The 23,913-nt window shown below is 71.0% G+C and carries 27 protein-coding genes; 14 read left to right on the top strand and 13 right to left on the bottom strand.

Annotated features, from left to right (window positions below):
• Positions 1-149: 149 nt before the first annotated feature.
• Positions 150-1,367, bottom strand: coding sequence for an NAD(P)-dependent malic enzyme (locus ACZ46W_RS08395; protein WP_366127500.1), 1,218 nt, complete (start codon positions 1,365-1,367; stop codon positions 150-152).
• Positions 1,368-1,931: 564 nt separating this feature from the next.
• Between ACZ46W_RS08395 and ACZ46W_RS08390 the strand changes: the two genes are divergently transcribed.
• The 3 genes from ACZ46W_RS08390 to ACZ46W_RS08380 are packed head-to-tail and all read left to right on the top strand — an operon-like array spanning position 1,932 to position 4,667.
• Complete coding sequence (locus ACZ46W_RS08390; RefSeq protein WP_468333346.1) at positions 1,932-2,921, top strand: ABC transporter substrate-binding protein; 990 nt, start codon at positions 1,932-1,934, stop codon at positions 2,919-2,921.
• A 43-nt stretch (positions 2,922-2,964) separates the two neighbouring features.
• Positions 2,965-3,909: an amino acid ABC transporter permease gene (locus ACZ46W_RS08385; RefSeq protein ID WP_468333343.1), complete on the top strand. Its 945-nt coding sequence runs from the start codon at positions 2,965-2,967 to the stop codon at positions 3,907-3,909.
• Entirely contained in the window at positions 3,906-4,667 is a 762-nt protein-coding gene (locus ACZ46W_RS08380) for an amino acid ABC transporter ATP-binding protein (RefSeq protein WP_468333340.1), read from the top strand. The genes ACZ46W_RS08385 and ACZ46W_RS08380 overlap by 4 nt, the downstream gene beginning before the upstream one ends.
• Positions 4,668-4,735: 68 nt before the next feature.
• Here the strand turns inward: ACZ46W_RS08380 and ACZ46W_RS08375 are convergent, their stop codons facing one another.
• Entirely contained in the window at positions 4,736-5,497 is a 762-nt protein-coding gene (locus tag ACZ46W_RS08375) for a class I SAM-dependent methyltransferase (RefSeq protein WP_468333337.1), read from the bottom strand.
• Between the two features lie 85 nt (positions 5,498-5,582).
• Between ACZ46W_RS08375 and ACZ46W_RS08370 the strand changes: the two genes are divergently transcribed.
• Positions 5,583-6,212: a CGNR zinc finger domain-containing protein gene (locus ACZ46W_RS08370; protein ID WP_366127505.1), complete on the top strand. Its 630-nt coding sequence runs from the start codon at positions 5,583-5,585 to the stop codon at positions 6,210-6,212.
• On the opposite strand, the gene sodX is transcribed toward ACZ46W_RS08370, so the two are convergent.
• Positions 6,116-6,556 carry a nickel-type superoxide dismutase maturation protease gene (gene sodX / locus ACZ46W_RS08365; protein WP_366127506.1) on the bottom strand — a complete coding sequence of 147 codons (441 nt, stop codon included), beginning with the start codon at positions 6,554-6,556 and terminating at the stop codon, positions 6,116-6,118. The genes ACZ46W_RS08370 and sodX overlap by 97 nt on opposite strands.
• Before the next feature lie 143 nt (positions 6,557-6,699).
• On the opposite strand from sodX, the gene sodN reads away from it, so the two are divergent.
• A complete protein-coding gene (sodN, locus tag ACZ46W_RS08360; RefSeq protein WP_084895967.1) occupies positions 6,700-7,095 on the top strand; it encodes a superoxide dismutase, Ni in 396 nt (131 codons plus the stop codon).
• 164 nt (positions 7,096-7,259) lie between these two features.
• Entirely contained in the window at positions 7,260-8,039 is a 780-nt protein-coding gene (locus ACZ46W_RS08355) for a hypothetical protein (RefSeq protein ID WP_468333331.1), read from the top strand.
• Here the strand turns inward: ACZ46W_RS08355 and ACZ46W_RS08350 are convergent.
• Both ACZ46W_RS08350 and ACZ46W_RS08345 read right to left on the bottom strand, forming a co-directional pair.
• Complete coding sequence (locus tag ACZ46W_RS08350; protein ID WP_468333328.1) at positions 8,029-8,556, bottom strand: GNAT family N-acetyltransferase; 528 nt, start codon at positions 8,554-8,556, stop codon at positions 8,029-8,031. The two genes, ACZ46W_RS08355 and ACZ46W_RS08350, sit on opposite strands and share 11 nt — an antisense overlap.
• A 22-nt stretch (positions 8,557-8,578) precedes the next feature.
• The gene (locus tag ACZ46W_RS08345) at positions 8,579-9,541 is read right to left on the bottom strand and encodes a LysR family transcriptional regulator (protein WP_468333325.1); all 963 of its coding nucleotides are present in this window, start codon (positions 9,539-9,541) and stop codon (positions 8,579-8,581) included.
• A gap of 175 nt (positions 9,542-9,716) precedes the next feature.
• Between ACZ46W_RS08345 and snpA the strand changes: the two genes are divergently transcribed.
• Positions 9,717-10,373, top strand: a complete 657-nt coding sequence (snpA, locus tag ACZ46W_RS08340) for a snapalysin (RefSeq protein WP_468333322.1) — start codon at positions 9,717-9,719, stop codon at positions 10,371-10,373.
• 114 nt (positions 10,374-10,487) lie between these two features.
• Here the strand turns inward: snpA and ACZ46W_RS08335 are convergent, their stop codons facing one another.
• The 4 genes from ACZ46W_RS08335 to ACZ46W_RS08320 all read right to left on the bottom strand — a co-directional run bounded on the left by ACZ46W_RS08335 (position 10,488) and on the right by ACZ46W_RS08320 (position 13,479).
• Positions 10,488-10,946 (bottom strand): DUF6304 family protein, encoded by a 459-nt coding sequence (locus ACZ46W_RS08335; protein WP_468333319.1) that lies wholly within the window; start codon positions 10,944-10,946, stop codon positions 10,488-10,490.
• A 62-nt stretch (positions 10,947-11,008) separates the two neighbouring features.
• Complete coding sequence (locus tag ACZ46W_RS08330) at positions 11,009-11,230, bottom strand: hypothetical protein (protein WP_468333316.1); 222 nt, start codon at positions 11,228-11,230, stop codon at positions 11,009-11,011.
• Between the two features lie 43 nt (positions 11,231-11,273).
• Positions 11,274-11,858, bottom strand: coding sequence for a dihydrofolate reductase family protein (locus ACZ46W_RS08325; protein ID WP_468333313.1), 585 nt, complete (start codon positions 11,856-11,858; stop codon positions 11,274-11,276).
• 205 nt (positions 11,859-12,063) lie between these two features.
• Positions 12,064-13,479 (bottom strand): family 2B encapsulin nanocompartment shell protein, encoded by a 1,416-nt coding sequence (locus ACZ46W_RS08320; RefSeq protein ID WP_468333310.1) that lies wholly within the window; start codon positions 13,477-13,479, stop codon positions 12,064-12,066.
• Positions 13,480-13,730: 251 nt separating this feature from the next.
• On the opposite strand from ACZ46W_RS08320, the gene ACZ46W_RS08315 reads away from it, so the two are divergent.
• Both ACZ46W_RS08315 and ACZ46W_RS08310 read left to right on the top strand, forming a co-directional pair.
• Positions 13,731-14,321 (top strand): N-acetylmuramoyl-L-alanine amidase, encoded by a 591-nt coding sequence (locus tag ACZ46W_RS08315; protein ID WP_468333307.1) that lies wholly within the window; start codon positions 13,731-13,733, stop codon positions 14,319-14,321.
• Between the two features lie 10 nt (positions 14,322-14,331).
• Positions 14,332-15,282 (top strand): 1-aminocyclopropane-1-carboxylate deaminase/D-cysteine desulfhydrase, encoded by a 951-nt coding sequence (locus tag ACZ46W_RS08310; protein WP_468333304.1) that lies wholly within the window; start codon positions 14,332-14,334, stop codon positions 15,280-15,282.
• On the opposite strand, the gene ACZ46W_RS08305 is transcribed toward ACZ46W_RS08310, so the two are convergent.
• Positions 15,258-16,856: a Na+/H+ antiporter gene (locus ACZ46W_RS08305; RefSeq protein ID WP_468333301.1), complete on the bottom strand. Its 1,599-nt coding sequence runs from the start codon at positions 16,854-16,856 to the stop codon at positions 15,258-15,260. The two genes, ACZ46W_RS08310 and ACZ46W_RS08305, sit on opposite strands and share 25 nt — an antisense overlap.
• Positions 16,857-16,902: 46 nt before the next feature.
• Here ACZ46W_RS08305 and ACZ46W_RS08300 point away from each other — a divergent pair, with 46 nt between their 5' ends.
• From ACZ46W_RS08300 to ACZ46W_RS08290, 3 genes are all read left to right on the top strand, one after another.
• Entirely contained in the window at positions 16,903-17,163 is a 261-nt protein-coding gene (locus tag ACZ46W_RS08300) for a UBP-type zinc finger domain-containing protein (RefSeq protein ID WP_468333298.1), read from the top strand.
• A 242-nt stretch (positions 17,164-17,405) separates the two neighbouring features.
• Positions 17,406-17,819 (top strand): ATP-binding protein, encoded by a 414-nt coding sequence (locus ACZ46W_RS08295; protein WP_073754203.1) that lies wholly within the window; start codon positions 17,406-17,408, stop codon positions 17,817-17,819.
• Positions 17,816-18,727 (top strand): RNA polymerase sigma factor SigF, encoded by a 912-nt coding sequence (locus ACZ46W_RS08290; RefSeq protein WP_468333294.1) that lies wholly within the window; start codon positions 17,816-17,818, stop codon positions 18,725-18,727. The genes ACZ46W_RS08295 and ACZ46W_RS08290 overlap by 4 nt, the downstream gene beginning before the upstream one ends.
• Positions 18,728-18,734: 7 nt before the next feature.
• On the opposite strand, the gene ACZ46W_RS08285 is transcribed toward ACZ46W_RS08290, so the two are convergent.
• Positions 18,735-19,166 carry a hypothetical protein gene (locus tag ACZ46W_RS08285; protein WP_468333291.1) on the bottom strand — a complete coding sequence of 144 codons (432 nt, stop codon included), beginning with the start codon at positions 19,164-19,166 and terminating at the stop codon, positions 18,735-18,737.
• Between the two features lie 82 nt (positions 19,167-19,248).
• Here ACZ46W_RS08285 and ACZ46W_RS08280 point away from each other — a divergent pair, with 82 nt between their 5' ends.
• Both ACZ46W_RS08280 and ACZ46W_RS08275 read left to right on the top strand, forming a co-directional pair.
• Positions 19,249-20,217 carry a diacylglycerol/lipid kinase family protein gene (locus ACZ46W_RS08280; protein ID WP_468333288.1) on the top strand — a complete coding sequence of 323 codons (969 nt, stop codon included), beginning with the start codon at positions 19,249-19,251 and terminating at the stop codon, positions 20,215-20,217.
• 318 nt (positions 20,218-20,535) lie between these two features.
• Positions 20,536-20,793, top strand: a complete 258-nt coding sequence (locus ACZ46W_RS08275) for a WhiB family transcriptional regulator (RefSeq protein WP_003953983.1) — start codon at positions 20,536-20,538, stop codon at positions 20,791-20,793.
• 168 nt (positions 20,794-20,961) lie between these two features.
• Here ACZ46W_RS08275 and ACZ46W_RS08270 read toward each other — a convergent pair whose 3' ends face one another.
• Entirely contained in the window at positions 20,962-22,431 is a 1,470-nt protein-coding gene (locus tag ACZ46W_RS08270; protein WP_468334708.1) for a sensor histidine kinase, read from the bottom strand.
• A gap of 356 nt (positions 22,432-22,787) precedes the next feature.
• Positions 22,788-23,837: an SIS domain-containing protein gene (locus ACZ46W_RS08265; RefSeq protein ID WP_468333285.1), complete on the bottom strand. Its 1,050-nt coding sequence runs from the start codon at positions 23,835-23,837 to the stop codon at positions 22,788-22,790.
• Positions 23,838-23,913 lie beyond the last annotated feature (76 nt).

Raw genomic sequence — 23,913 nt, 5'->3', positions numbered from 1 at the left:
GTACGTGAACCTCCGGAAGAGCGGCGGCGAACATTGCGCGGGCGGTCCAAGGACCTGTGCGGAAAGTCCAAGATCCGGGTACGCGGAAGGGCCCTGTTCCGTTTCCCGGGGGAGACGGAACAGGGCCCTTCGGGCGGACCGGCCGGGCGTCAGCGGCGGGCGACGCCCTCCTCGCGCGCGGCGGCGGCCACGGCGGCCGTGACGGCCGGGGCGACCCGCTCGTCGAACGGCGACGGGATCACGTAGTCGGCGGCGAGCTGGTCACCGACGACGTCCGCCAGCGCGTTGGCGGCCGCGATCTTCATGCCCTCGGTGATCCGGGACGCCCGCACCTGGAGCGCGCCCGCGAAGATGCCGGGGAAGGCGAGCACGTTGTTGATCTGGTTCGGGTAGTCGGACCGGCCGGTGGCCACGACGGACGCGTACTTGTGCGCGACGTCGGGGTGGACCTCCGGGTTCGGGTTGGCCATCGCGAAGACGAAGGCGTTCGGCGCCATCGACGCGATCGCCGGCTCCGGGACCGTACCGCCGGAGACGCCGATGAAGACGTCGGCGCCCGCCAGCGCGCTCTCCAGGGAGCCGGAGAGCCCGGCGCGGTTGGTGAGCTCGGCGAGCTCGCGCTTGACCGGCGTCAGGTCCTCGCGGTCCCGGCTGACGATGCCCTTGCGGTCCGCGACCGCCACGTCACCGAGCCCGGCCTCCAGGAGGAACTTGGCGATGGCCACACCGGCCGCGCCCGCGCCGGAGATCACGGCGCGCAGGTCGCCGAGGCCGCGGCCGGTGAGCTTCGCGGCGTTCCGGAGGGCGGCCAGGGTGACCACGGCGGTGCCGTGCTGGTCGTCGTGGAAGACCGGGATGTCGAGCCGCTCCTGGAGCTTGCGCTCGATCTCGAAGCACCGGGGGGCCGAGATGTCCTCCAGGTTCACTCCGCCGAAGGACGGGGCGAGGCGGACGACGGTCTCCACGATCTCGTCCGTGTCGGTCGTGGCGAGCGCGATGGGCACCGCGTCCACGCCGCCGAACTGCTTGAAGAGGATCGCCTTCCCCTCCATGACCGGGAGGGACGCCTCCGGGCCGATGTCACCGAGTCCCAGCACGGCCGTGCCGTCCGTCACGACGGCGACGACCTGGGACTTCCAGGTGTAGTCGTGCACGAGCTCGGGCCGCTCGGCGATGGCGCTGCACACCTTGGCGACGCCGGGCGTGTAGGCGAGGGACAGGTCGTCCTTGTCCCGCACCGGCACGGTGGCCTGGACGGCCATTTTGCCGCCCCGATGCAGCGCGAACGCCGGATCGAAGGGCTCGTCGGAGGCACTCTCCGCACTGTTGTCACTGTCGCTGCGAGGATTGACGATCTCCGCTGCCATTTGTTGACCCCTTAAGTCATTTCGTTCGAGGGTGGCCACTCCTGGTTGAGGAGGGGTGGGCGGGCACCGCGTCCGTGCCTGCGCGAGGCGGTTGGCCCGCCCTTGCAGGGGGAGGTACGTACGCGTCGGGCGCGCCGCACACGCGCCCTGAGCCCCGGATGAGGGGTGTAAAGGTCCTTCTTACCCGACAGACGGCTCCATCGACGAGTCCGTAAATCGCGTCCGGCTCGACCCCGGCCACAGCAGGGACCCGGTGACATGACTCATAGCCGGATTTCTGGACAAATCCATACGCGACCTGGTTTGCGACTGCTATCGCGTCCAAATGACGAGATCAACCGGAGATTTTCCGGCGGGAAGAAGGCAACCCCGCAGAAGGTCCGGCCTTGATGTACCGGCCTGTTGGGGTTCGGGGGTCTCCCGTTACCCGATTTTGACATGCGCGGCCCCCTGTTTGGGCCAGTCCGAATGGCAAGATGCGGAATCACACGAGGTCGCGACACCCGAAGGTGCGTGCCTGACCCCTCTTTGGATCCCCCTCTTACCCGCCGGAGGAACCCGACCATGACCGCAAGCACCACCCGCCGTACGACCGCCACCAGGACCCGGACGTCGGGTACGTCCCGGGTGGCCGCGGTCGCCGCGATCGCGGTCGCCGGCTCGCTGCTGCTGACCGCGTGCGGCGACCAGACCGACAAGCCGGTCAAGACGGACCAGGCCACCGGCAAGCCCGCCATCCCCGCACCGCTCGCGGACCGGCTGCCCCAGGCCATCCGCGACAAGGGGGAGATCAAGGTCGGCTCGGACATCGCGTACGCGCCGGTCGAATTCAAGGACAAGGACGGCAAGACGGTCGGTATCGACCCCGACCTCGCCGACGCCATGAGCAAGCAGCTCGGCGTGCGGTTCGTGTTCGAGAACGGCACCTTCGACACCCTGATCACGGGTCTGCGCGCCAAGCGCTACGACATCGCGATGTCGGCGATGACGGACACCAAGGACCGCCAGCAGGGCATCGACTCCGAGACCAAGAAGAAGGTCGGCGAGGGCGTCGACTTCGTCGACTACTTCAACGCCGGCGTGTCCATCTACACCAAGAAGGGCGCCGACAAGGGCATCAACACCTGGGCCGACCTGTGCGGCAAGAAGCTGGTCGTCCAGCGCGGCACCGTCTCCGAGGACCTGGCCAAGGCCGAGTCCGCGCGGTGCGTGAAGGCGAAGAAGGGCAAGATCGCGATCGAGGCCTTCGACACCGACCAGCAGGCCCAGACCCGGCTGCGCGCCGGTGGCGCCGACGCCGGCTCCTCGGACTTCCCGGTCGCGGCGTACACGGTCAAGACCTCGGGCGGCGGCAACGACTTCCAGATCGTCGGCCCGCAGGTCGAGGCCGCGCCGTACGGCATCGCCGTGGCCAAGGGCAACACCCAGCTCCGTGACGCGATCAAGGCCGCGATGGACGCCGTCATCGCCAATGGCGATTACAAGAAGATCCTGGACAAGTGGGGTGTCTCCGCCGGTGCGGTGACCGAAGCCAAGATCAACGGCGGTTCCTGAATCCCGGCCACCAGCGCCACGTAGGCCCCTGAAAGGCACCACCTTGACTACTGACATCAAGAAGACGGGCCCGGAGGACTCCACGCCGCCCGCCGGACCGGAAGCCATCAAGGCGATCCCGGTCCGGCACTACGGCCGGTACGTCACCGCCGCCGTCGCCATCGCCCTCTTCGCCGCGATCATCTACGCCTTCGCGCAGGGCAAGATCAACTGGGGCGCCGTCCCGGACTACTTCTTCGACGACCGGATCGTCGAAGGCATGGGACAGACCCTCCTGCTGACCGTCCTGTCCATGGCGATCGGCATCGTCGGCGGCATCATCCTGGCGGTGATGCGGCTGTCGAAGAACCCGGTGACCTCGTCGATCGCCTGGTTCTACATCTGGTTCTTCCGGGGCACCCCGGTCCTGGTCCAGCTCTTCGTCTGGTTCAACCTGGGCCTGGTCTTCGAGTACATCAACCTCGGCCCGGTCTACAAGGACGAGTGGGCCGACTTCATGACGCCGTTCCTGACGGCGCTGCTGGGCCTCGGCCTGAACGAGGCCGCGTACATGGCCGAGATCTGCCGCGCGGGTCTCCTCGCGGTCGACGAGGGCCAGACCGAGGCCGCCCACGCCCTCGGCATGAGCCACGGCAAGACCCTGCGCCGTATCGTGATCCCGCAGGCGATGCGCGTGATCGTGCCGCCCACGGGCAACGAGGTCATCAACATGCTGAAGACGACCTCGCTGGTGGCGGCCGTGCAGTACTACGAGCTGCTGCGCAACGCCCAGGACATCGGCCAGACGTCCGGCGCCCCGGTGGAGATGCTTTTCCTCGCCGCCGCCTGGTACCTGATCCTGACCTCGATCCTCAGCGTGGGCCAGTACTACCTTGAGCGGTACTACGCACGCGGCTCCTCGCGCCAACTGCCGCCCACGGTGTTCCAGAAGATCAAGGCCAACGTGCTCTCCCTGTCCAACCGACCGGCCACGGGAGGTACCGCATGACCGCCATGGTGAAGGCCGAAGGCGTCCACAAGTCCTACGGCACAGCGCACATCCTCAAGGGCATCGACCTGGAGGTGCAGGCGGGTGAGGTGTTCTGCCTCATCGGCCCGTCCGGCTCCGGCAAGTCGACGTTCCTGCGGTGCATCAACCACCTCGAGAAGATCAACGCCGGCCGGCTGTACGTCGACGGCGAGCTGGTCGGCTACCGCCAGAAGGGCGACAAGCTGTACGAGCTCAAGGACAGCGAGGTCGCGCTCAAGCGGCGGGACATCGGCATGGTCTTCCAGCGCTTCAACCTGTTCCCGCACATGACGGCGCTGGAGAACGTCATGGAGGCGCCGGTCCAGGTCAAGGGCGAGTCGAAGGCCGTGGCCCGGGAGCGGGCGGCCAAGCTGCTGGACCGGGTCGGCCTGGCCGACAAGGCCGGCAACTACCCCTCGCAGCTTTCCGGCGGCCAGCAGCAGCGCGTGGCGATCGCCCGCGCGCTGGCGATGGAGCCGAAGCTGATGCTCTTCGACGAGCCGACGTCGGCGCTGGACCCGGAGCTGGTGGGTGACGTCCTGGACGTCATGCGCGACCTCGCCGAGTCCGGCATGACGATGGTCGTGGTGACGCACGAGATGGGCTTCGCCCGTGAGGTCGGCGACTCGCTGGTGTTCATGGACGGGGGTGTGGTGGTCGAGTCGGGCGACCCGAAGGACGTCCTGACCAAGCCGCAGCACGAGCGCACGAAGGCGTTCCTGTCGAAGGTGCTGTAGTACGCGCGCGGTCCGCGCACGAAGGGGCGGTACGGGTGACCCGTACCGCCCCTTCGCGTACCCGGCCGCTACTTCAGCGCGAGCACCAGGGCGTCCGACGGCGACGACCACACGGCCCGCGCCTCGGCGAACCCCGCCTCGCGCAGGGTGCGGGCGTGCCAGTCCAGGGAGGGCGTGTCGCCCTCGGCGTGCTCGCCGTAGATCGCGAACCGCTCGGCGGTCGGCGCGGCCAGCACCGGGTCCTTGGCGGCCAGCTCCCACCAGGCGGCCCAGTCGAGGGCGCCGGCGTCCCTGGCGCGGTCCATCGCGGCGTGCCGGTGGGCGCGCTCGGCGGCGTTGATGCGGGGCGTGGACTCGTCCCGCATGTGGTCGGCGTTCATGAAGACGCCGCCGTCGCGGACGAGCCCGCCGAGCTGCCCGTACAGCGCGGCCAGCGGCTCGACGCGCAGCCAGTGCAGGGCGGTGGCGGTCAGGACGGCGTCGTACGAGTCGTACGGCAGTGCCTTCACCCACGCCGGGTCGGTGAGGTCGGCCCGTACGAAGGTCACCCGCTCGTCGCCCTCGAAGTACCCCTCGGCGATGGCGAGGAGCGCGGGGTCGAGGTCGACGCCCGTGCTGACGGCGTCCGGGAACCTCTTCAGCAGCCGGTCCGTAATACTCCCCGTACCGCATGCGAGGTCGAGGACCCTCGGTGCGGGGCCGGTGAACGCCTCGACCATGTCGAGCATGACCCGGAACCGCTCCTCGCGGTCGGGCATGTACCACTCCTGCTGGCGGTCCCAGCTCTCCTGCCAGGCCCGCCAGTCGGTTGCCGCAGCCGTCTCCGTCACCAGGACCTCCGTAATACCCTCGTATCAGACCTGTCTCTTACCCCTTCGAGTTCCCGACCCTAGACCGCCGCCGTAAGGACTACAAGTGGAACTGGCCTATTACTCGGACTACGCCGTACGTCTGGTGAACACCGAGGAGCCGGCGCGCAACAAGGACTCCCTCACCTCGGTGGAGGCGGTCCGCGACCTGTTCGGTGAGGCCTCGCAGATGGCGCGGCGCGCGACCGACGCGGACGTCACCCGGTTCCGCTCGGTACGGGCGCGGCTGCGGGCGGTCTTCACCGCGGCCGACGCCGGCGACCAGACGCGGGCCGTGGACCTGCTCAACTCACTGCTGCTGGAGTTCCCGGTCAGCCCGCAGATCTCCGGCCACGACTTCCTGGACGACGAGGGCCGGCCGCGCTGGCACATGCACCTCGCGGACCACCCCTCCAACGCGACCGCCGGATACGCCGCGATCGCCGCGATGGGCCTGGCCTTCCACCTGACCGAGTTCGGCGCCGACCGGCTCGGCCTGTGCCAGGCGGCCCCGTGCCGCAACGCCTACCTGGACACCTCCACCAACCGCTCCCGCCGCTACTGCTCCGACCGCTGCGCCACCCGCGCGAACGTCGCCGCCTACCGGGCCCGCAAACGCCTGGAGACGGAACGGTCGGCGAGCACCGGCCGCACCGCCGACACCAGCCAGGAGAGCACCACCCTGACCGACCGCTGACGCCCGGGCCGTATCCCCCGGTACCGCGCCCGCACCCTGCCCAGCACCAGATCCTCCGGTACGGGGCCGAAGGCGCGGCTGTCCACGGCCTCGGCGGCCCCGTTGTCCCCCAGCACCCACCAGCCGCCGTCCCGCCGCTCGACCAGCCGCTTCACGATGAGCAGGTCCTGCTGCAACGGATGCCGCAGCACGGCCACGTGCCCGGCCCGCAGCGGCGCCCCGTAGTGCACCAGCAGTTGGTCACCGTGGTGCAGGGTGGGCACCATCGACGGCCCCGACACCTCCGCGACCCCGAACGGCACCCTCGGCCCCCGCTCGCGTCCCCGCCCTTCCTGCTCCGTCATCCGGTACACCTCCTGGACCTTCCTCCACGAGTCCCATGGTCACCCTGGACTTTTGTCGTAAGCCCATGGGGGCACTCGCGAAAACCCGTCTGTCACGGAGTAATGTCCCACCTGAGAAGACGATCACGAGGAAGGACGGCTCAATGCTCTCCCGCCTGTTTGCCCCGAAGGTGAAGGTCAGCGCGCACTGCGACCTCCCCTGCGGTGTCTACGACCCGGCCCAGGCCCGCATCGAGGCCGAGTCGGTCAAGGCCACGCAGGAGAAGATGCAGGCGAACGACGACCCGCACTTCCAGGCCCGCGCGACCACCATCAAGGAAGAGCGCGCGGAGCTCGCCAAGCACCACGTCTCGGTGCTGTGGAGCGACTACTTCAAGCCGCCGCACTTCGAGAAGTACCCGGAGCTCCACCAGCTCGTCAACGACGCCCTGAAGGCCCTCTCGGCCGCCAAGGCGTCGACCGACCCGGCGACGGGCCAGAAGGCGCTGGACTACATCGCGCAGATCGACAAGATCTTCTGGGAGACCAAGAAGGCCTGAGCTGCCCACCCACGCAGCACAGCGACACGACGGCCCGGCCATGCGGCACCCGCCATGGCCGGGCCGCCGTGCGTTTCCGTGCGTTTCCGTGCCGGGGCGGGCGGGGCGGGGCTCTCGTACGCCGTGTGCTCGGGGGCCGGTTCGACCCCCGGTAGATTGCCCGCATGGCGATACCCGATCCGTACCAGCAGAGCCCGTATCAGCCCACCTCGTACCCCGGGCAGGAGCCGGCCTACGTCCTGGGGCAGCCGCCGGTGCCGCCCGTGCCGCCCGTGCCGCCGGGTCCGGGTGGGCGGAGGCCGGTGCCGGGGTGGCTGTGGGCGGTCGGTGGTGTGGTGGTGGCGTCGGCGGTGTGGGCGGGGGTGTTGTTCGCGACCGGCACGCTGGGGGGTGCCCGGGCGGACTTCGCGGAGCACCGCTACCGGGAGGACATGTGTGACGCCGCGTCCCTGGACGGCTTCGGCAAGCGGTACACGGTGAGCGAGGACGACGACGACTCGGACAACGGTTTCGCCTCCCGGCAGGAGGGCATCGACCAGAGCTACTGCAGCCGCAGCCTGAAGGACGCCAAGGCCGGGGAGGAGTCGCTGTCGAGTGCCTACGTGTCCATCAAGGGCGAGTGGCACAAGGCCACCGATCCCGCTGGTGAGTTCGGGTCGCTGGCGCTGTCGCACGAGGACAAGTCGGACAAGACGTACGTGTACGAGACCGAAGCGGTCAAGGGCTTCGGCGACGAGGCATACGTGGTGACGGAGAAGACGGGCGAGGACAAGACGCTCGACGGCATGACGCTGACCGTGCGGGACGGCTGGTTCACCTTCGAGATGCGCTGGACCTGGTTCGGCGGTGGCCCCGACGACAAGGCCGTGCCGCCGGCCGAGCACGAGGTGCGGGCGATGCTGGAGGCGGACACCCGGGCGACCCTGGACGCGCTCAAGGGGTAGCGGCCGCCGGGGCGTCGTGGGTCCAGGTCAGCAGGGTGTGGGTGCGGCCGTTGCTCCGGACCGTCTCGGGGGGCTCGTCGGTGAGGCGGAAGCCGGCCGCGCGGGCGACGGCTGTGCTGGCGGTGTTGTCCGGTTCGATCTGGAGGATCACCCGTGGCAGGCCCAGGACGTCGTGGGCGTGGGCGGTGAGCAGCCGGGTGGCGCGGGAGGCGAGGCCCTGGCCGCGGTGGGGGGCGCCGATCGCGTACCCGAGGGCGCCTTGGGCGAGGCTCAGCAGCACCTCGCCGAGAGGGGCGCCGCCGTCCCGGGTGATCGCCAGGTGGAGGCGGGTGCCGTCGGCGCGGGTGCGGCGGATCATCGCCAGGTACGCGGTCGCCGCGGCCTCGTCGAAGGGGGAGGCGAGGGGCGTGCGGTAGGCGACGGCGGGTTCGTCGAACAGCTCGGCCATGGCCGGGACGTCCGCGTCGGTCCACTCGCGCAGGACGAGGTGGCCGTCGGTGAGGGTGAGGGAGCCCATGGTTCCTTCCGGGATACGGGGTTCAGGCCGCCCGCGCCAGCGGGCTTCCGTGGCGCAGCAGCCACTGCCGGTACGCCGAGGTGCGCAGCGCCGCCTCGCGGTAGGCGGCCGCGAGGTCCGCGTACGCCAACTCCGCGTACGACGAACCGGCGTCCGTCCCGGGGCGGCTGTAGAGCAGCAGGCGCACCGCCAGCGGGTCGTCCCGTAACGGCCGTATCGCCATGTCGTCGCGCGGCCCCGACGTCGGCTGGCAGGGCGCCACGACCTCGCCGGCCACGATGAGCGACGCGGCCGTGTGGTAGTCGCCGTGCAGGACCGGCGGGTCGATCCCGGCCGCCGCGAGCACCCGGCGCAGCCCGTCCCACTCGCCGTCCACGGTGGGGTCGACCATCCAGCGGTCGCCGGCCAGGTCGGTGAGCTCCACGACGGGCGCCGCGGCCGCCGGGTGGTCCCGCGCCATGGAGATGAACTGCGGCTCCCGCTCGACCAGGACGCGCCGCTCCAGCCCGTCCGGTACGCGCAGCGGGCAGCCCTCCACCTCGTGGACGAACGCCACGTCGAGCTGTCCCGCCGCCAGGGCCCGCAGCAGGGCGCCCGCCGAGACGTCCATGTGCAGCGTGATGTCCGTGCCGGGCAGCCGGTCGCGCAGCCGCCGCAGCCAGCCCGCCAGCACCCGGCTGGCGGTGGAGCCGACGCGCAGCCGGGCCCCGTCGGCGCGGGCGGCGGCCGCCCTGGTCTCCGTGACGAGCACGGCCATCTGGGCCACGAGGGGCCGGGCGCGGCTGAGGACGGCGTGGCCCAGCGGGGTGGGCCGGCACCCGGTGCGTTCGCGCGCGAACAGCTCGGCGCCCAAGGCGTGTTCGATGCGCCGCAACTGGGTCGTCAGCGACGGCTGGCTGACGCCCAGCAGGCGCGCCGCCTTGTGCAGGCTGCCCGTGTCCGCGATGGCGCACAGCGCCCGCAGGTGCCTCACCTCCAGCTCCATGCCCCGAGGGTAGGACGGTTGACGGCCGAACCACTAGAGAGGGAAGGCGAGTTGAGGGACGGGTGATGCACCGGTGCTATCGCCCGTTGACATCATCCGTACGGCACGCCGGCTCCCCGACACTCTCCCCAACCGAACGGCCCACCCAGCCGTTCAGGATCACGAGGAGCCCCCCATGAGACACCCCAAGGCCGTGCTGGCCGCCGCCCTCGGCCTCGCCGCCGCCCTGACCGCCGCACCGGCCGCGGCCGCCACCGCCGCGCCGGCCACCGCCCCCGCGCCTGCCGTCGGGACGTCGTACGCGGCGTACGCCGGGTCCGCCGAGGACGCCAAGGCCAACCGGGCGTTCTTCGAGGCCGTCATGGAGTCGGTCGCCGCAAAGCGCGCCGCCAACCCGGGCGCGCAGGCCGTCACCGTCGTCTACTCCGCGGCCAACGCCCCCAGCTTCCGCACCCAGATAGCCCGCTCCACCCAGATCTGGAACAGCTCCGTCAGCAACGTGAAGCTCCAGGAGGGCAGCAACCCGGACTTCCGGTACTACGAGGGCAACGACTCGCGTGGCTCGTACGCCAGCACCGACGGCCACGGCCGGGGCTACATCTTCCTCGACTACCGGCAGAACCAGATCTACAACTCCACCCGCGTCACCGCCCACGAGACCGGTCACGTCCTCGGCCTGCCCGACCACTACTCCGGCCCGTGCAGTGAGCTGATGTCCGGCGGCGGCCCCGGCCCGTCCTGCCAGAACGCCCAGCCGAACGCGCAGGAGCGCGCCCGCGTCGACTACCTGTGGCAGAACGGCCTCGCGGCCGCCCTGGCCAGGGTCTCCTAGCGCGGTACCCGTCCGGTGGGCCGGCCGCGAGCCGCGACCGGCCCACCGGGCCACCCACCGGGCGTCAGGCCGCGGCCCCCACACGTACGCGTCGGGCCCGCCCGCCCCTACGCGTCAGGCCGCCGCCTCCGCGCCCTCCAGGAACGTGCGGCCGAACCGGGTGCCGGGCGGCAACTGGCGCAGGATGCGGCCGAGTGCCTGGTCGAAATCGCCGCCGGCGAGGCCCGATTCGTACGCCGCTCCCCCGCAGTGCAGGGTCAACTGAAGATCCACTCGCTCGGGTGAGCCGTCGGACAGCGCTTCACCCAGTGCCAACAGGCAGCTCAGCGTGGCTTGTTGGGTGGCGCCGTCGGTGAGGACCGGCAGCGGCAGGTCCCACTCCAGTACGCAGCCGGCCAAGGGCAGGCCGCCGTTCTCCTCCGCCGCGCGCAGCCCGTCAAAGCTCGCGCCCGCGTACTCCACGCCCCTGATGCGGGTGGCGATGCGCCGCCCGTCCGCCGCGATCGTGATCGCTTCCGCACCGCGGCGGTCCCGGTACCAGCCGGTCCAGACTTCCGTCGACTCCGATGACATGGCGCGGACTGTAGCGGTAGGACCGCCTCCGACGTGCGGCCGGTCACCCCCGGAGCCTGACTTCAGCCGGTCTTGGCGCTCTTGCCCGGCTCGTCCTCGGGCGCCTCGGCGTACCGATCGCACTCGGGGTTGCGGCATGGCCCGGGCTCCCACACGGGGGCCCACACGCCGAGGATCTTGCGTCGCTTGAGGACCGTGCCCACAGGCTGTCCGCAGCTCGGGCACTGACGCTCAGGCCCTGCCGGCGGGCGGTGGACGGTCTCACGTCCTTCGCTGCTGCCCATGGGCCAAGGATATGGCGGTTTCGGCGGTCCGGACAGGCGGCGGTCAGCTCCTCCTGCTGTACCAGCGGACCACGACCCCGTTGTCGAAGGCGCGCACGGCGTCCAGGGCGAAGTCGTCGACGGCGAAGCCGCTGGCGAACATCGGCATGCCGGAGCCGTATACCTGCGGGTAGGTCTTGATCACCAGCTCGTCGATCTCGTCGACGAGCGCACCGGCGATCCGGGAGCCGCCGCACAGCCAGATGCCCAGGTCACCATCCTCGGCCTTCAGCTCGCGGATCCGCTCCACGAGGCCCTCGCGGACGATCTCCACATGGGGGTGCGGGGACTCCTCGATCGTGGTGGAGGCGACGATCTCGCGCAGGTGGCCGTACGGGCTGGGAAGACCTGCGTCGAGGCCGATCTGGTAGCTGCCACGGCCCTGGACGACGGTGTCGAACCGCTTGTTCTCCAGACCGTCGAACCCCAGGGCCTTGCGTCCCTCGGTCGAGGCGGTCTCGGGGTACTCGCTCTTCAGGAACTCCAGGTAGTCCTCGTCGACGTACCGCATGAAGGAGCGGGCGTCGCCGTCCGGGTCACCGATGAAGCCGTCGATCGAACAAGCGACGAAGTAGGTCAGTTTTCGCACGTCATGTCCTCTGTGTCGGATGCGGCAGCGGAGCTCGCGACCACGGCAGTGATAGTGCTTCAACTGAAGTGGTTACGCAAGTGTTTTCGACGTACGCGGGCACGGGAACGCGCCCGCCCGGGTCGAACCCACCGGACGGGCACGTCCCACCGGGCGCCGCGTCAGCGCGTACGCCGGGTCACGCCCGCGCGCTCCACCGAGGACGTCACCGCCAGCGGCTGACCTCCACGTTCTCCAGCACCCCGAGCGCGTCCGGTACGAGGATCGCCGCCGAGTAGTAGGCGGTGACCAGGTACGAGATGATCGCCTGCTCGTCGATGCCCATGAACCGGACCGACAGGCTGGGCTCGATCTCGTCGGGGATGCCGGTCTGGTGGAGGCCGATGACGCCCTGCTCGTCCTCGCCCGTACGCATGCAGAGGATCGAGGTCGTGCGGGCCTCGGAGACCGGGATCTTGCTGCACGGGAAGATCGGCACCCCGCGCCAGGCGGGGATCTGGTGGCCCGCCACCTCCACCGAGCCGGGGACCAGACCCCGCTTGTTGCACTCGCGGCCGAAGGCGGCGATGGCGCGCGGGTGGGCGAGGAACATCTTGCTGCCGCGGCGGCGGGAGAGCAGCTCGTCCATGTCGTCCGGGCTGGGCACGCCGTCGTGCGGCTGGAGCCGCTGCCCGTAGTCGCAGTTGGACAGCAGGCCGAACTCCTTGTTGTTGATGAGCTCGTGCTCCTGGCGCTCGCGCAGCGCCTCGACGGTGAGCCGCAACTGCTGCTCGGTCTGGTTCATCGGCTGGTTGTAGAGGTCGGCGACCCGGCTGTGGACCTTCAGCACGGTCTGGGCGACGCTCAGTTCGTACTCGCGCGGGGAGGCCTCGTAGTCGACGTACGTGTGCGGGACGACCGCCTCGCCGACGTGGCCGGCCGACAGGTCGATGGCCTTCTCGCCGTACTTGTTGGTGCGCTGCTGCGGCAGGGACGCCAGGGCCTGGAGGTGGCCCGCCAGCGACTCGGCGCGCTCCGCCAGGTTCGTCACGTCGGCGCGGGTGAGCTCCAGCACGGTGCACGCGGTCGCGGCCCGGGCCGTCCACTCCCAGGTGGCGTCCCGGTCGGCGAGGCACCCGTCGCCGAAGTACGCGCCGTCGGCGAGGACGCCGAGCACCGCCTCGTCGCCGTACGGCCCGGTGCCGACCTGCTCGACCCGGCCGTGCGCGAGCAGGAAGACCCGGTCGGTCTCCGTGCCCGCCTCGACGATCACCTCGCCGGGCGCGAACTCCCGCTGCGTGCACCGCTGCGCCAGCTCCGCGAGCGCCGCTTCGTCCTCGTACGTACGCAGTGCCGGCAGCTCCCGCAGCTCGTTCGGGATCACGGCGACCCGCTCACCGGTCTGCACGAACGTCACGCGCCCGTCGCCCACCGAGTAGCTGAGCCGCCGGTTCACCCGGTACGTGCCGCCCTGCACCTGCACCCACGGCAGCATCCGCAGCAGCCACCGGGAGGTGATCTCCTGCATCTGCGGAACCGACTTGGTGGTGGTCGCCAGGTTCCGCGCGGCGGCCGTGCCGAGACTCTGCTGCGGCTGCGCCTGCTCGGAACGGGTCTCCTGGCCAACCGAACCAACCGACATGAACATCCCTCTCGATCATGGACTGACCTTCTGAGGAAAAGCCTTTCAGCACGGTCCGTGGCAGCGCCATTACACAAATGAGCGAGACTGGTTCGTCACCCACGGGGCATGACAGGCGTTTCCCCCTCCCCCTCAGCCCCAGCCCGCGCTGTCCGGATCGGCTCGCACGCCGTCCGAACACCGTGACCGTCCGCGCCGTCCCCGCCCGGCCTGGGTATGACCCCGGCAGGCACAACCACGAAGGAGGCGGCGTGGCCCCACCCATGTCCGCGAACGGCTTTCTCGACGCGCTGCGCGACGAAGGCCTCACCGTCGTCGAGGTCGGCGACTGGCGCACCCACAACCGCAACCACAAGGGCCCCTGGGGGCCGGTCCACGGCGTGATGATCCACCACAGCGTGACCGAGGGCAGGGACCGGACCGTCCGCATCTGCCGGGACGGCCGCCCCGGCCTGCCCGGCCCGCTCTGCCACGGGGTGATCACCAAGGACGGCTGTGTCCACCTCGTCGGCCACGGCCGCGCCAACCACGCCGGCCGGGGCGACCGCGACGTGCTGCGCGCCGTGATCGCGGAGAAGGCGCTGCCGCACGACAACCAGGCGAACGTCGACGGCAACACCCATTTCTACGGGTTCGAGTGCGAGAACCTCGGCGACGGCAGGGACCCGTGGCCCGAGGCGCAACTGCTGGCCATCGAGAAGGCGGCGGCCGCGATCTGCCGCCGGCACGGCTGGACCGCCCGCTCGGTGATCGGCCACCTGGAGTGGCAGCCGGGCAAGGTCGACCCGCGCGGCTTCTCCATGAAGACGATGCGGGCACGCATCGCGGAGAGGCTGAAGTGACAATGGCCGGGTGAACGCGCTCGACCTGTCCTCCCTCGGCCCGCTGCTCCCCTCCCCCTTGGAGCCGGTCGAGGACGAGCGCTTCACCCGGCACGGCGTGCGGCTGCTGCTCAAGCGCGACGACCTGATCCACCCCGACCTGCCGGGCAACAAGTGGCGCAAACTCGCCCCGAACCTGCTCGCCGCCGCCGGGCGGCCGGTCCTCACCTTCGGCGGCGCCTACTCCAACCACCTGCGGGCCACGGCCGCCGCCGGCCGTCTGCTGGGCTTCCCCACCACCGGGGTCGTACGCGGTGAGGAACTCGCCGGCCGGCCGCTGAACCCGTCGCTCGCGCGGTGCGCCGCGGACGGGATGCGACTGCTGTTCGTGGACCGCGCCACCTACCGCGCGAAGGGCGACCCGGAGGTTTTGGCGCGCCTCCTCGGCCAGGCTCCGCCCGGCAGTTTCGTCGTCCCCGAGGGAGGCAGCAACGCGCTCGCGGTGCGCGGCTGTACGGAGCTGGGGCGGGAGCTCGGCGCCGACGGCGTGGACGTGGCGGCGGTCGCGTGCGGGACGGGCGGCACGCTCGCGGGGCTGGCGGCCGGGCTGGGCGCGGGCCGCCGCGCGATCGGTGTACCGGTCCTCAAGGGCGGGTTCCTGGGCGCGGAGATACGGGCCCTCCAGGAGGCGGCGTTCGGCGGCCCGAGGGGCGACTGGAGCCTGGAGGAACGGTTCCACTTCGGCGGCTACGCCCGTACCGCCCCGGCTCTGGAGACGTTCGCCGCCGACTTCGAGGCACGGCACGGACTCGCCATCGAGCGCATATATGTCGCCAAAATGCTGTACGGGCTCCTCGCCCTCGTCGAGGAGGGTGCCTTCCCTCCCGGCACCGTCCTGGCCGCGGTGATCACCGGCCGCCCGGACGACTCCGGCCACCCCGGCCGCCCGGGTCCCGGTCAGCCGTCGGCCGCCTCCCGGTAGGCGGCCGCCTCCTCCAGGTCCAGCCGGCGCAGCAGGGTCCGCATCATCTCGTCGTCGATGCGCCGCTCGTCCCGGAGCCGGACGAACACCTCGCGTTCCGCTTCGATCATCTCCCGCGCGAGCCGCCGGTAGGTGTCGTCCGCCGACTCCCCCGTGACCGGGTTGGCCGCACCCAGCCGCTCCCAGACGGCGTTGCGGCGCCGTTCCAGGACCGTGCGCAGCCGGTCGGCGAGCGGCTGCGGCAGCGCGTTGCGCTCGTCGGCGAGGAGGCCCTCCAGGCGCTGCTCGGCGGCGCGCGAGGCCTCGCTCTGCGCCTGCGCCTCGGCCAGCGTCTCCGCCTGCGCGTCCCGCCCCGGCAGCTTCAGCGCCCGGATCAGCGGCGGCAGGGTGAGGCCCTGCACCACCAGGGTGCCGATCACCGTGGTGAACGTCAGGAACAGGACCAGGTTCCGCGCCGGGAACGCCTCCCCCGCCGTGCTCACCGGGATGGAGAAGGCGATCGCCAGCGACACCACGCCCCGCATCCCCGCCCACCCGACGATCACCGGCGAGGTCCACCCCACGCCCGGCTCCCGCTCCCGCACGCGCCGCGACAGGGCACGCGGCAGGTACGTGGCAGGGAAGACCCACACGAACCGCACGACGACGACCGCGAGGAAGACGCCCGCCGCGTACAGCGCGGCCTCGCCCATCCCGTACGTACCGAGCTCGCGCACCACGTGCGGCAACTGGAGTCCGATCAGTGCGAAGACGGACGTCTCCAGGACGAAGGCGACCATCTTCCACACGGCCTCCTCCTGGAGGCGGGTGGCGAAGTCGACCTGCCAGGAGCGGTGCCCCAGGTACAGGGCGACCACGACGACCGCGAGGACACCGGAGGCGTGGACGCGCTCGGCGGCCGCGTACGCGACGAACGGGATCAGCAGCGACAGGGTGTTCTGGAGCAGCGGTTCGCGCAGGCAGCGGCGCAGCCAGTGGATCGGCACCATCAGCACCAGGCCCACGCCGATGCCCCCGAGCGCCGCGAGGGCGAACTCGCCGATGCCGCCGGCCCAGCTCACGCCCTCGCCGACCGCCGCCGCGAGCGCCACCTTGTAGGCGGTGATCGCGGTGGCGTCGTTCACCAGGGACTCGCCCTGGAGGATCGTGGTGATCCGGCCGGGCAGCCCGAGCCGCCGGGCGATCGCGGTGGCCGCCACCGCGTCCGGCGGCGCGATCACCGCGCCCAGCACCAGGGCGGCGGTCAGCGGCAGGCCGGGCACCATGAGGTGCGCGAGGTATCCGACCGCGAGGGTCGCGAAGAGCACGTACCCGACCGACAGCAGGGCCACCGGCCGCAGGTTCGCCCGCAGGTCCAGGTAGGAGGAGTCCAGGGCGGCCGTGTGCAGCAGGGGCGGCAGGACCAGCGGCAGCACGATGTGCGGGTCCAGGGTGTAGTCGGGCACCCCCGGCACGTAGGAGGCCGCCAGCCCGGCCGCCACCAGCAGCAGCGGTGCCGGCACCGGCGTCCTCCGCGCCGCCCCCGCGATCGCGGCGCTCACCGCGACCAGCGCCACCAACGGCAGTGCGTCCATCGTCTCCCCACTCTCGCCCGGGCCGCGCCTCAGTAACCTGGTCATCATGCGCGAGTGCCCGCACGTGGTTGAACTGCCACGGCCCGAGCCCACCCCCCTGACCGAGACCTGTCCGGAGTGCGCCGCCGACGGTACGCACCCGGTGCAGCTCCGGCTGTGCCTGCTGTGCGGGCACGTCGGCTGCTGCGACTCCTCGGCAGGGCGGCACGCCACCCGGCACTTCAAGGACACTGGTCACGCGGTGATGCGGACCTACGAACCAGGCGAGAAGTGGCGTTGGTGCTTTGTCGACGGTTCGATCGTGTGAGGCCTGGGTACGTCAACCCTCCGCCGGTTTCTCGCGATTGGGCCCCGCAGACCTCTAGCCACTGTGCGTACTCATGTGCCTACCATGAGTGACAGCCGCCGGACCGGGGGCCGACGGCGACACGGCACCATGGATCGCGATAGCGTCACCGCGGACTACGCACACCTGCGTACCGCACCGGTTCGGGGGAGGATCTTCCCCTCCCGAGCCCCGAAAGAGCTTGTGCCACCTTGGAGGTGAGGGTGTCCCAGATCGCAGGCGAGCCCGGGACCCAGGACTTCGTGGAAGTCCGGCTGCCCGCTGCGGGTGCCTACCTGTCCGTGCTGCGTACGGCCACGGCCGGCCTGGCGGCGCGTTTGGACTTCACCCTCGACGAGATCGAGGACCTGCGCATCGCGGTCGACGAGGCGTGCGCGATCCTGCTCCAGCAAGCCGTGCCGGGATCGGTCCTGAGCTGCGTGTTCCGGCTCATCGACGACTCCCTGGACGTCACGGTCTCGGCGCCGACGACGGACGGCAGGGCGCCGGAGCGCGACACGTTCGCCTGGACGGTGCTCTCGGCACTGGCCGGCAAGGTCGACTCGTCCGTCGCCGACGACCGGACGGTCTCCATCAGCCTGTACAAACAGCGCGGCGCGGGACCCGGGCCGGCGTGAGGAACGGGGACGGTCCGGTGCGAGACGAGGAGCGCGGCCCGCGGGCGTTGAGCTCGATCCCGGAACAGCAGGCGCGGCCGCACCCGGTGGACGGTCTTTTGGATGAGCGGGCGGACCGGATGAACGAGCAGCAGCAGCACACCCAGCACGATCCGCACGACCGCAGCGGCGCCAAGGCGCTGTTCATCGAGTTGCGCGGGCTGCCGGACGGCTCGCCGGAGCGGGCCGAGCTGCGCAACCGGCTCGTGCGGATGCACCTGCCGCTGGTCGAGCATCTCGCGCGCCGGTTCCGCAACCGCGGGGAGCCGCTGGACGACCTGACGCAGGTCGCCACCATCGGCCTGATCAAGTCCGTCGACCGGTTCGACCCCGACCGGGGCGTCGAATTCTCGACCTACGCGACACCCACGGTCGTCGGCGAGATCAAGCGCCACTTCCGCGACAAGGGCTGGGCGGTACGGGTCCCCCGCCGCCTCCAGGAGCTGCGCCTGTCCCTGACCACGGCCACCGCCGAGCTCTCCCAGATGCACGGCCGCTCCCCGACCGTGCACGAGCTGGCCGAGCGGCTCGGCATCTCGGAGGAGGAGGTCCTGGAGGGCCTGGAGTCCGCGAACGCGTACTCGACGCTCTCCCTGGACGTGCCGGACACGGACGACGAGTCCCCGGCGGTCGCGGACACCCTCGGCGCGGAGGACGAGGCGCTGGAGGGCGTCGAGTACCGCGAGTCCCTCAAGCCCTTGCTGGAGGACCTGCCGCCGCGCGAGAAGCGCATCCTGCTGCTGCGCTTCTTCGGCAACATGACCCAGTCGCAGATCGCCCAGGAGGTCGGCATCTCGCAGATGCACGTCTCGCGCCTGCTGGCCCGCACGCTGGCGCAGCTCCGCGAGAAGCTGCTGGTCGAGGAGTAACCCCGCCTCACGCGCGGCCGCGGATCCCCAGGGCCTTCGTCGTCGCGGGGTGCACCAGCAGCACGAGCCCCGTCACGGCGGCGGCCGCCAGGGCGATCCCGCCGGGGATCGCGGCGCTGTCCGCCTGGAGGAGCGTCCAGGCGACGGGCAGGGCCATGAGCTGGGTGATGATCGCCGGTCCGCGGCTCCAGCTCCGGCACCGCAGCAGCCCCCGCGCGGCGATCAGCGGGATGAGCCCGAGCGCCACGAGCGTGGCACCGCCCGTCAGGGCCTGCGTGAGGTCGTCGGGCCGGCCCGTGAGACTCGTCACGAGCAGGTACGCGCCCCCGGCGAACAGGGCGAGCGCCTCCAGACCGGCCACGGCCGCTGCGGCGGTGACCCGGACGGGACGCGAGGCGGAAGAGGGGTGCTCGGCGGGTGTCTGCTGCGTACTGCTCACCCTCGCAGGGTAGCCGCCGGCCCCGTCCACGGACCGGGCCGGGGCTGGGCCCGGGTACCGCGCGGTAGGTAACCTGGCGGGCATGCGCGCACTCCTCGTGGTCAATCCGGCAGCCACCACCACCAGTGCGCGCACCCGTGACGTGCTGATCCACGCGCTGGCCAGCGAGATGAAGCTGGAGGCCGTCACGACCGAGTACCGGGGCCACGCCCGCGACCTCGCCCGCCGGGCGGCCGAGTCCCGGGACGTGGAGCTGGTCGTCGCCCTCGGTGGTGACGGCACCGTCAACGAGGTCGTCAACGGTCTGCTGCACCACGGCCCCGACCCCGACCGGCTGCCGCACCTCGCGGTGGTGCCCGGCGGGTCCACCAACGTCTTCGCCCGGGCGCTCGGCCTGCCCAACGACGCCGTCGAGGCGACCGGCGCCCTACTGGACGCGCTGCGCGAGCGGCGCGGGCGCACCGTCGGCCTCGGCCTCGCGGCGGGCACGCCCGGCACCGAGGACGAGGCGGTTCCGGCCCGCTGGTTCACGTTCTGTGCCGGTTTCGGGTTCGACGCGGGCGTGATCGGTCGGGTCGAACAGCAGCGCGAGCGCGGCAAGCGGTCGACGCACGCCCTCTACATCCGGCAGGCCATGCGTCAGTTCCTGGACGAGCCGCACCGCAGGAACGGTGTGATCACGCTGGAGCGCCCCGGCCACGACCCGGTCCACGATCTTTCGCTGTCGATAGTCTGCAACACCGCGCCCTGGACCTACCTGGGCAATCGTCCGGTGTACGCCTCCCCCCGGGCGTCCTTCGACACCGCGCTCGACGTGCTCGCGCTGAGCCGGCTGTCGACCGCCTCCGTGGCCCGGTACGCGACCCAGCTCCTGACGTCCAGTCCGGAGCGCGGGCCGCATGGCAAGCACGCGCTCTCCCTGCACGATCTGACCGACTTCGCCTTGCATTCGAAGGTTCCGCTGCCCTTCCAGATGGACGGAGACCACCTGGGGCTGCGCAGCAGCGTGACGTTCACAGGCGTTCGTCGTGCACTGCGTGTGATTGTGTGAGTGGAAGGGCCCTTGGTCCTTTATCTCGAACGTATGGGCCAGGGTCCACCCCATAGAAGTACGGCTGTGACCTAGCCGACACCGAGGAATCAAAAAAAACTTTCCGGAAGGGGTTGTATCCGCCGCCGAGGTTTGCGAATCTCTACATGGCGATCGGGACGGCCCGCAGCACCGGCCTCCAGTGAAAGCCAGAACCCCTCCTCAAATCCAGGACCACACCAGTTCATCTGGCGGTCGGCCCTTCACTTGTTGAGGGATTCGTGAAAGCGTTCACATTCACAAGCAACTTGCATGCAACACCAAGGAGAGGTAGCAGCCATGGACTGGCGTCACAACGCCGTTTGTCGTGAGGAAGACCCCGAGCTGTTCTTCCCCATCGGCAACACCGGTCCTGCGCTGCTGCAGATCGAGGAAGCCAAGGCTGTCTGCCGTCGCTGCCCCGTCATGGAGCAGTGCCTGCAGTGGGCGCTCGAGTCCGGCCAGGACTCCGGCGTCTGGGGTGGCCTCAGCGAGGACGAGCGCCGCGCGATGAAGCGCCGCGCCGCCCGGAACCGGGCGCGTAACGCCAGCGCCTGAGCGACGCCACCGCTACGAGCCTGAAGCCAGGCGGCGCGTACAGCGTGTACGCACTGACCCGCCTCCCGAGCCGCAGCGCGCAGCAGTAACCCAAAGCGTTCGAGCCCCGGACCGTCTTCCACGGTCCGGGGCTCGCTGCTGTTTCCGGGCCATCCGGCGGGGGCGCGGCTACTTCTGCGGCTGCACCGGGATGTCGAGCACCACCCGGGTACCGCGCTCGGGGGCGGGCTGCATGTCGAACGTACCGCCCAACTCCCCCTCCACCAGCGTCCGTACGATCTGGAGGCCGAGGTTGCCGGCGCGCTGCGGGTCGAAGCCCTCGGGCAGGCCGCCGCCGTCGTCCTGGATGGTGATCAGCAGCCGGGCGTCACGCGCGCGTGTGTCGCCGCGTACGGCCGAGACCTCGACCGTGCCGTGTTCGGCCGGGGCGAAGGCGTGCTCCAGGGCGTTCTGGAGGATCTCGGTGAGGACCATCGAGAGCGGGGTGGCGACCTCGGCGTCGAGGATGCCGAAACGGCCGTTGCGGCGGCAGGTGACCTTGCCGGGCGAGATCTCGGCGACCATCGAGATGACCCGGTCGGCGATCTCGTCGAACTCGACCCGCTCGTCCAGGTTCTGCGACAGCGTCTCGTGCACGATGGCGATGGAGCCGACGCGCCGTACCGCCTCGTTGAGTGCCTCGCGGCCCCGGTCGGAGTCCATCCGGCGGGCCTGGAGCCGCAGCAGGGCGGCGACGGTCTGGAGGTTGTTCTTCACCCGGTGGTGGATCTCCCGGATGGTGGCGTCCTTGGTGATCAACTCGCGTTCGCGCCGCCGCAGTTCGGTGACGTCGCGCAGCAGCACGAGCGAACCGATGCGCGTGCCCTTGGGCTTGAGCGGGATCGCCCGGAGCTGGATCACCCCGCCGTTCCCCTCCACCTCCGTCTCGCGCGGGGCGTAGCCGCTGGCCAGCTTGACCAGGGCCTCGTCGACCGGGCCCCGGGAGGGGGCCAGTTCGGCGGTGATCTGGCCGAGGTGCTGGCCGACCAGGTCGGCGGCGAGGCCGAGGCGGTGGTACGCGGAGAGGGCGTTGGGCGAGGCGTACTGGACGACGCCGTCGGCGTCGAGCCGGATCAGTCCGTCACCGGCGCGCGGGGAGGCGTCCATGTCGACTTGTTGCCCAGGGAAGGGGAAGGTGCCGGCGGCGATCATCTGCGCCAGGTCCGAGGCCGACTGGAGGTAGGTCAGCTCCAGCCGGCTGGGGGTGCGGACGGTGAGCAGGTTGGTGTTGCGGGCGATCACTCCGAGGACGCGGCCTTCGCGGCGTACGGGGATGGACTCCACCCGTACCGGGACCTCCTCGCGCCACTCCGGGTCGCCCTCGCGCACGATCCGGCCCTCGTCGAGCGCGGCGTCGAGCAGGGGGCGGCGGCCGCGCGGGACGAGGTGGCCCACCATGTCGTCCTGGTAGGAGGTGGGGCCGGTGTTGGGCCGCATCTGGGCGACGGAGACGTACCGCGTGCCGTCGAGGGTGGGGACCCACAGGACGAGGTCGGCGAAGGAGAGGTCGGAGAGCAGTTGCCACTCCGACACCAGCAGGTGGAGCCACTCGAGGTCGGACTCACTCAGAGCGGTGTGCTGGCGTACGAGGTCGTTCATGGAGGGCACATGTGCGAGCGTACCCGGGCACGCGAGCCTGGTGTTCTGCCGGTGGGTGAGGGAGTATGGGCGATGGATTATCGATCGCACGCGCATGCCCATGGACAGACCGGATTGGTCTAGTCCACAATGACGATGTGAACATGTAACCATGTAAGGCTTCCGCCCTCCCCGCACAGGAGGGTGGATCGAGGTACCCGGCGCTCTCTGCCCTGACTGCGCCGAGTCCTCCACACGGCCGCGGGACCGCACACCCGCCGGCCGGGCAACTCCGGGCTGCGGTGCCGGACGGGTTGAGGGTCCCGTCCTGGCGCCGCGGCCCGCGGGTTTTTCCGGGACCGTCCGTCCCGGCGGGGTCACCGCGTCTCGGTGACCTTGGCGAGGGCGCGGGGGGCGTCGGGGTCCTGGCCGCGGGCGATGGTGACCTCGTGGGCGAGGAGCTGGAGCGGCAGGATCTCCAGGATCGGCTGGAGCTCCTCGGGGACCCCCTCCGTGGGCAGCACGAAACCGGCCGACGCGGCCTCCACCTGCGGGCGGGGGCCGATGACGACGAGGTCCGCGCCGCGCCCCCGGAGGCGGTCGAGTACCGGCTGGAGCGCGGCACCGCCCTTGCCGTCGGGGACGACCGCGATGACCGGCGAGATGTTGTCGACCATGGCGAGCGGGCCGTGCAGCAGGTCGGCGCCCGAGTAGGCGAGGGCGGGGATGTAGCTGGTCTCCATGAGCTTCAGCGCGGCTTCCTTGGCCGTGGGGTAGCCGTATCCGCGCGAGGTGATCACCATGCGCTCGGCGAACCGGTAGCGGCCGGCCAGGGCGCGGACCTCGGGACGGCGGTCCAGCACCTGGGCCGCCAGCTCCGGGACGGCCCGGGCGGTGGCGGCCCCGCCGTCACCGGCGAGGCCCTCGACGAAGAGGTAGAGGGCCAGCAGCGAGGCGGTGTACGTCTTGGTGGCGGGCAGCGCCTTCTCGGGGCCGGCCAGGATGTCGATGTGGTGCTCGGAGACCGCCGCGAGCGGCGAGTCCGGGTTGTTGGTGACGGCCAGCGTGACCGCGCCCGCCTCCCGGGCCGCCCGGGTGGAGGCGACCAGGTCCGGTGAGCCGCCGGACTGGCTGACCGTGATGACGAGGACGTCGGTGAGGTCGGGCTTCGCGCCGTAGGCGGTGGTCGTCGACATCGACGTCAGCCCGCAGGGCAGCCCGAGGCGGATCTCCAGCAGGTACTTGGCGTACAGGGCGGCGTTGTCCGACGTACCGCGTGCCGTGAGCAGGACGAAGCGGGGTCCGCGCGCCTTGACGGCCTCCGCGACGGTACGGATGGCCGGCGCGCCCTGCTCCAGGATCCGGCGCAGCACGGCGGGCTGCTCGGCCATCTCCCCGGACATGATCCGGCCCGGCTGCTCGCTCATGCGCACCAGTCGAGCACGGGCGCCCGAGAAGCCGCCAGTCGGGAGGGCCATTCTGCTAGATTGGTCTATACCACAT

It is taken from the genome of Streptomyces sp. NPDC031064 (genome assembly GCF_055570965.1).
The sequence above is the reverse complement of the archived record's forward strand: the minus strand, read 5'-3'. Positions and strand labels throughout refer to the sequence as shown.

Bases quoted from the DNA above. Each gene is read 5' to 3' on its own strand.
- ACZ46W_RS08305 (WP_468333301.1), bottom strand. From the start codon at position 16,856: ATGGACGCACTGCCGTTGGTGGCGCTGGTCGCGGTGAGCGCCGCGATC.
- ACZ46W_RS08300 (WP_468333298.1), top strand. From the start codon at position 16,903: ATGCGCGAGTGCCCGCACGTGGTTGAACTGCCACGGCCCGAGCCCACC.
- ACZ46W_RS08380 (WP_468333340.1), top strand. From the start codon at position 3,906: ATGACCGCCATGGTGAAGGCCGAAGGCGTCCACAAGTCCTACGGCACA.
- sodX (WP_366127506.1), bottom strand. From the start codon at position 6,556: ATGACGGAGCAGGAAGGGCGGGGACGCGAGCGGGGGCCGAGGGTGCCG.
- ACZ46W_RS08350 (WP_468333328.1), bottom strand. From the start codon at position 8,556: ATGGGCTCCCTCACCCTCACCGACGGCCACCTCGTCCTGCGCGAGTGG.
- snpA (WP_468333322.1), top strand. From the start codon at position 9,717: ATGAGACACCCCAAGGCCGTGCTGGCCGCCGCCCTCGGCCTCGCCGCC.
- ACZ46W_RS08390 (WP_468333346.1), top strand. From the start codon at position 1,932: ATGACCGCAAGCACCACCCGCCGTACGACCGCCACCAGGACCCGGACG.
- ACZ46W_RS08265 (WP_468333285.1), bottom strand. From the start codon at position 23,837: ATGAGCGAGCAGCCGGGCCGGATCATGTCCGGGGAGATGGCCGAGCAG.
- ACZ46W_RS08355 (WP_468333331.1), top strand. From the start codon at position 7,260: ATGGCGATACCCGATCCGTACCAGCAGAGCCCGTATCAGCCCACCTCG.
- ACZ46W_RS08345 (WP_468333325.1), bottom strand. From the start codon at position 9,541: ATGGAGCTGGAGGTGAGGCACCTGCGGGCGCTGTGCGCCATCGCGGAC.
- ACZ46W_RS08395 (WP_366127500.1), bottom strand. From the start codon at position 1,367: ATGGCAGCGGAGATCGTCAATCCTCGCAGCGACAGTGACAACAGTGCG.
- ACZ46W_RS08275 (WP_003953983.1), top strand. From the start codon at position 20,536: ATGGACTGGCGTCACAACGCCGTTTGTCGTGAGGAAGACCCCGAGCTG.
- ACZ46W_RS08320 (WP_468333310.1), bottom strand. From the start codon at position 13,479: ATGTCGGTTGGTTCGGTTGGCCAGGAGACCCGTTCCGAGCAGGCGCAG.
- ACZ46W_RS08330 (WP_468333316.1), bottom strand. From the start codon at position 11,230: ATGGGCAGCAGCGAAGGACGTGAGACCGTCCACCGCCCGCCGGCAGGG.
- ACZ46W_RS08335 (WP_468333319.1), bottom strand. From the start codon at position 10,946: ATGTCATCGGAGTCGACGGAAGTCTGGACCGGCTGGTACCGGGACCGC.
- sodN (WP_084895967.1), top strand. From the start codon at position 6,700: ATGCTCTCCCGCCTGTTTGCCCCGAAGGTGAAGGTCAGCGCGCACTGC.
- ACZ46W_RS08280 (WP_468333288.1), top strand. From the start codon at position 19,249: ATGCGCGCACTCCTCGTGGTCAATCCGGCAGCCACCACCACCAGTGCG.
- ACZ46W_RS08270 (WP_468334708.1), bottom strand. From the start codon at position 22,431: ATGAACGACCTCGTACGCCAGCACACCGCTCTGAGTGAGTCCGACCTC.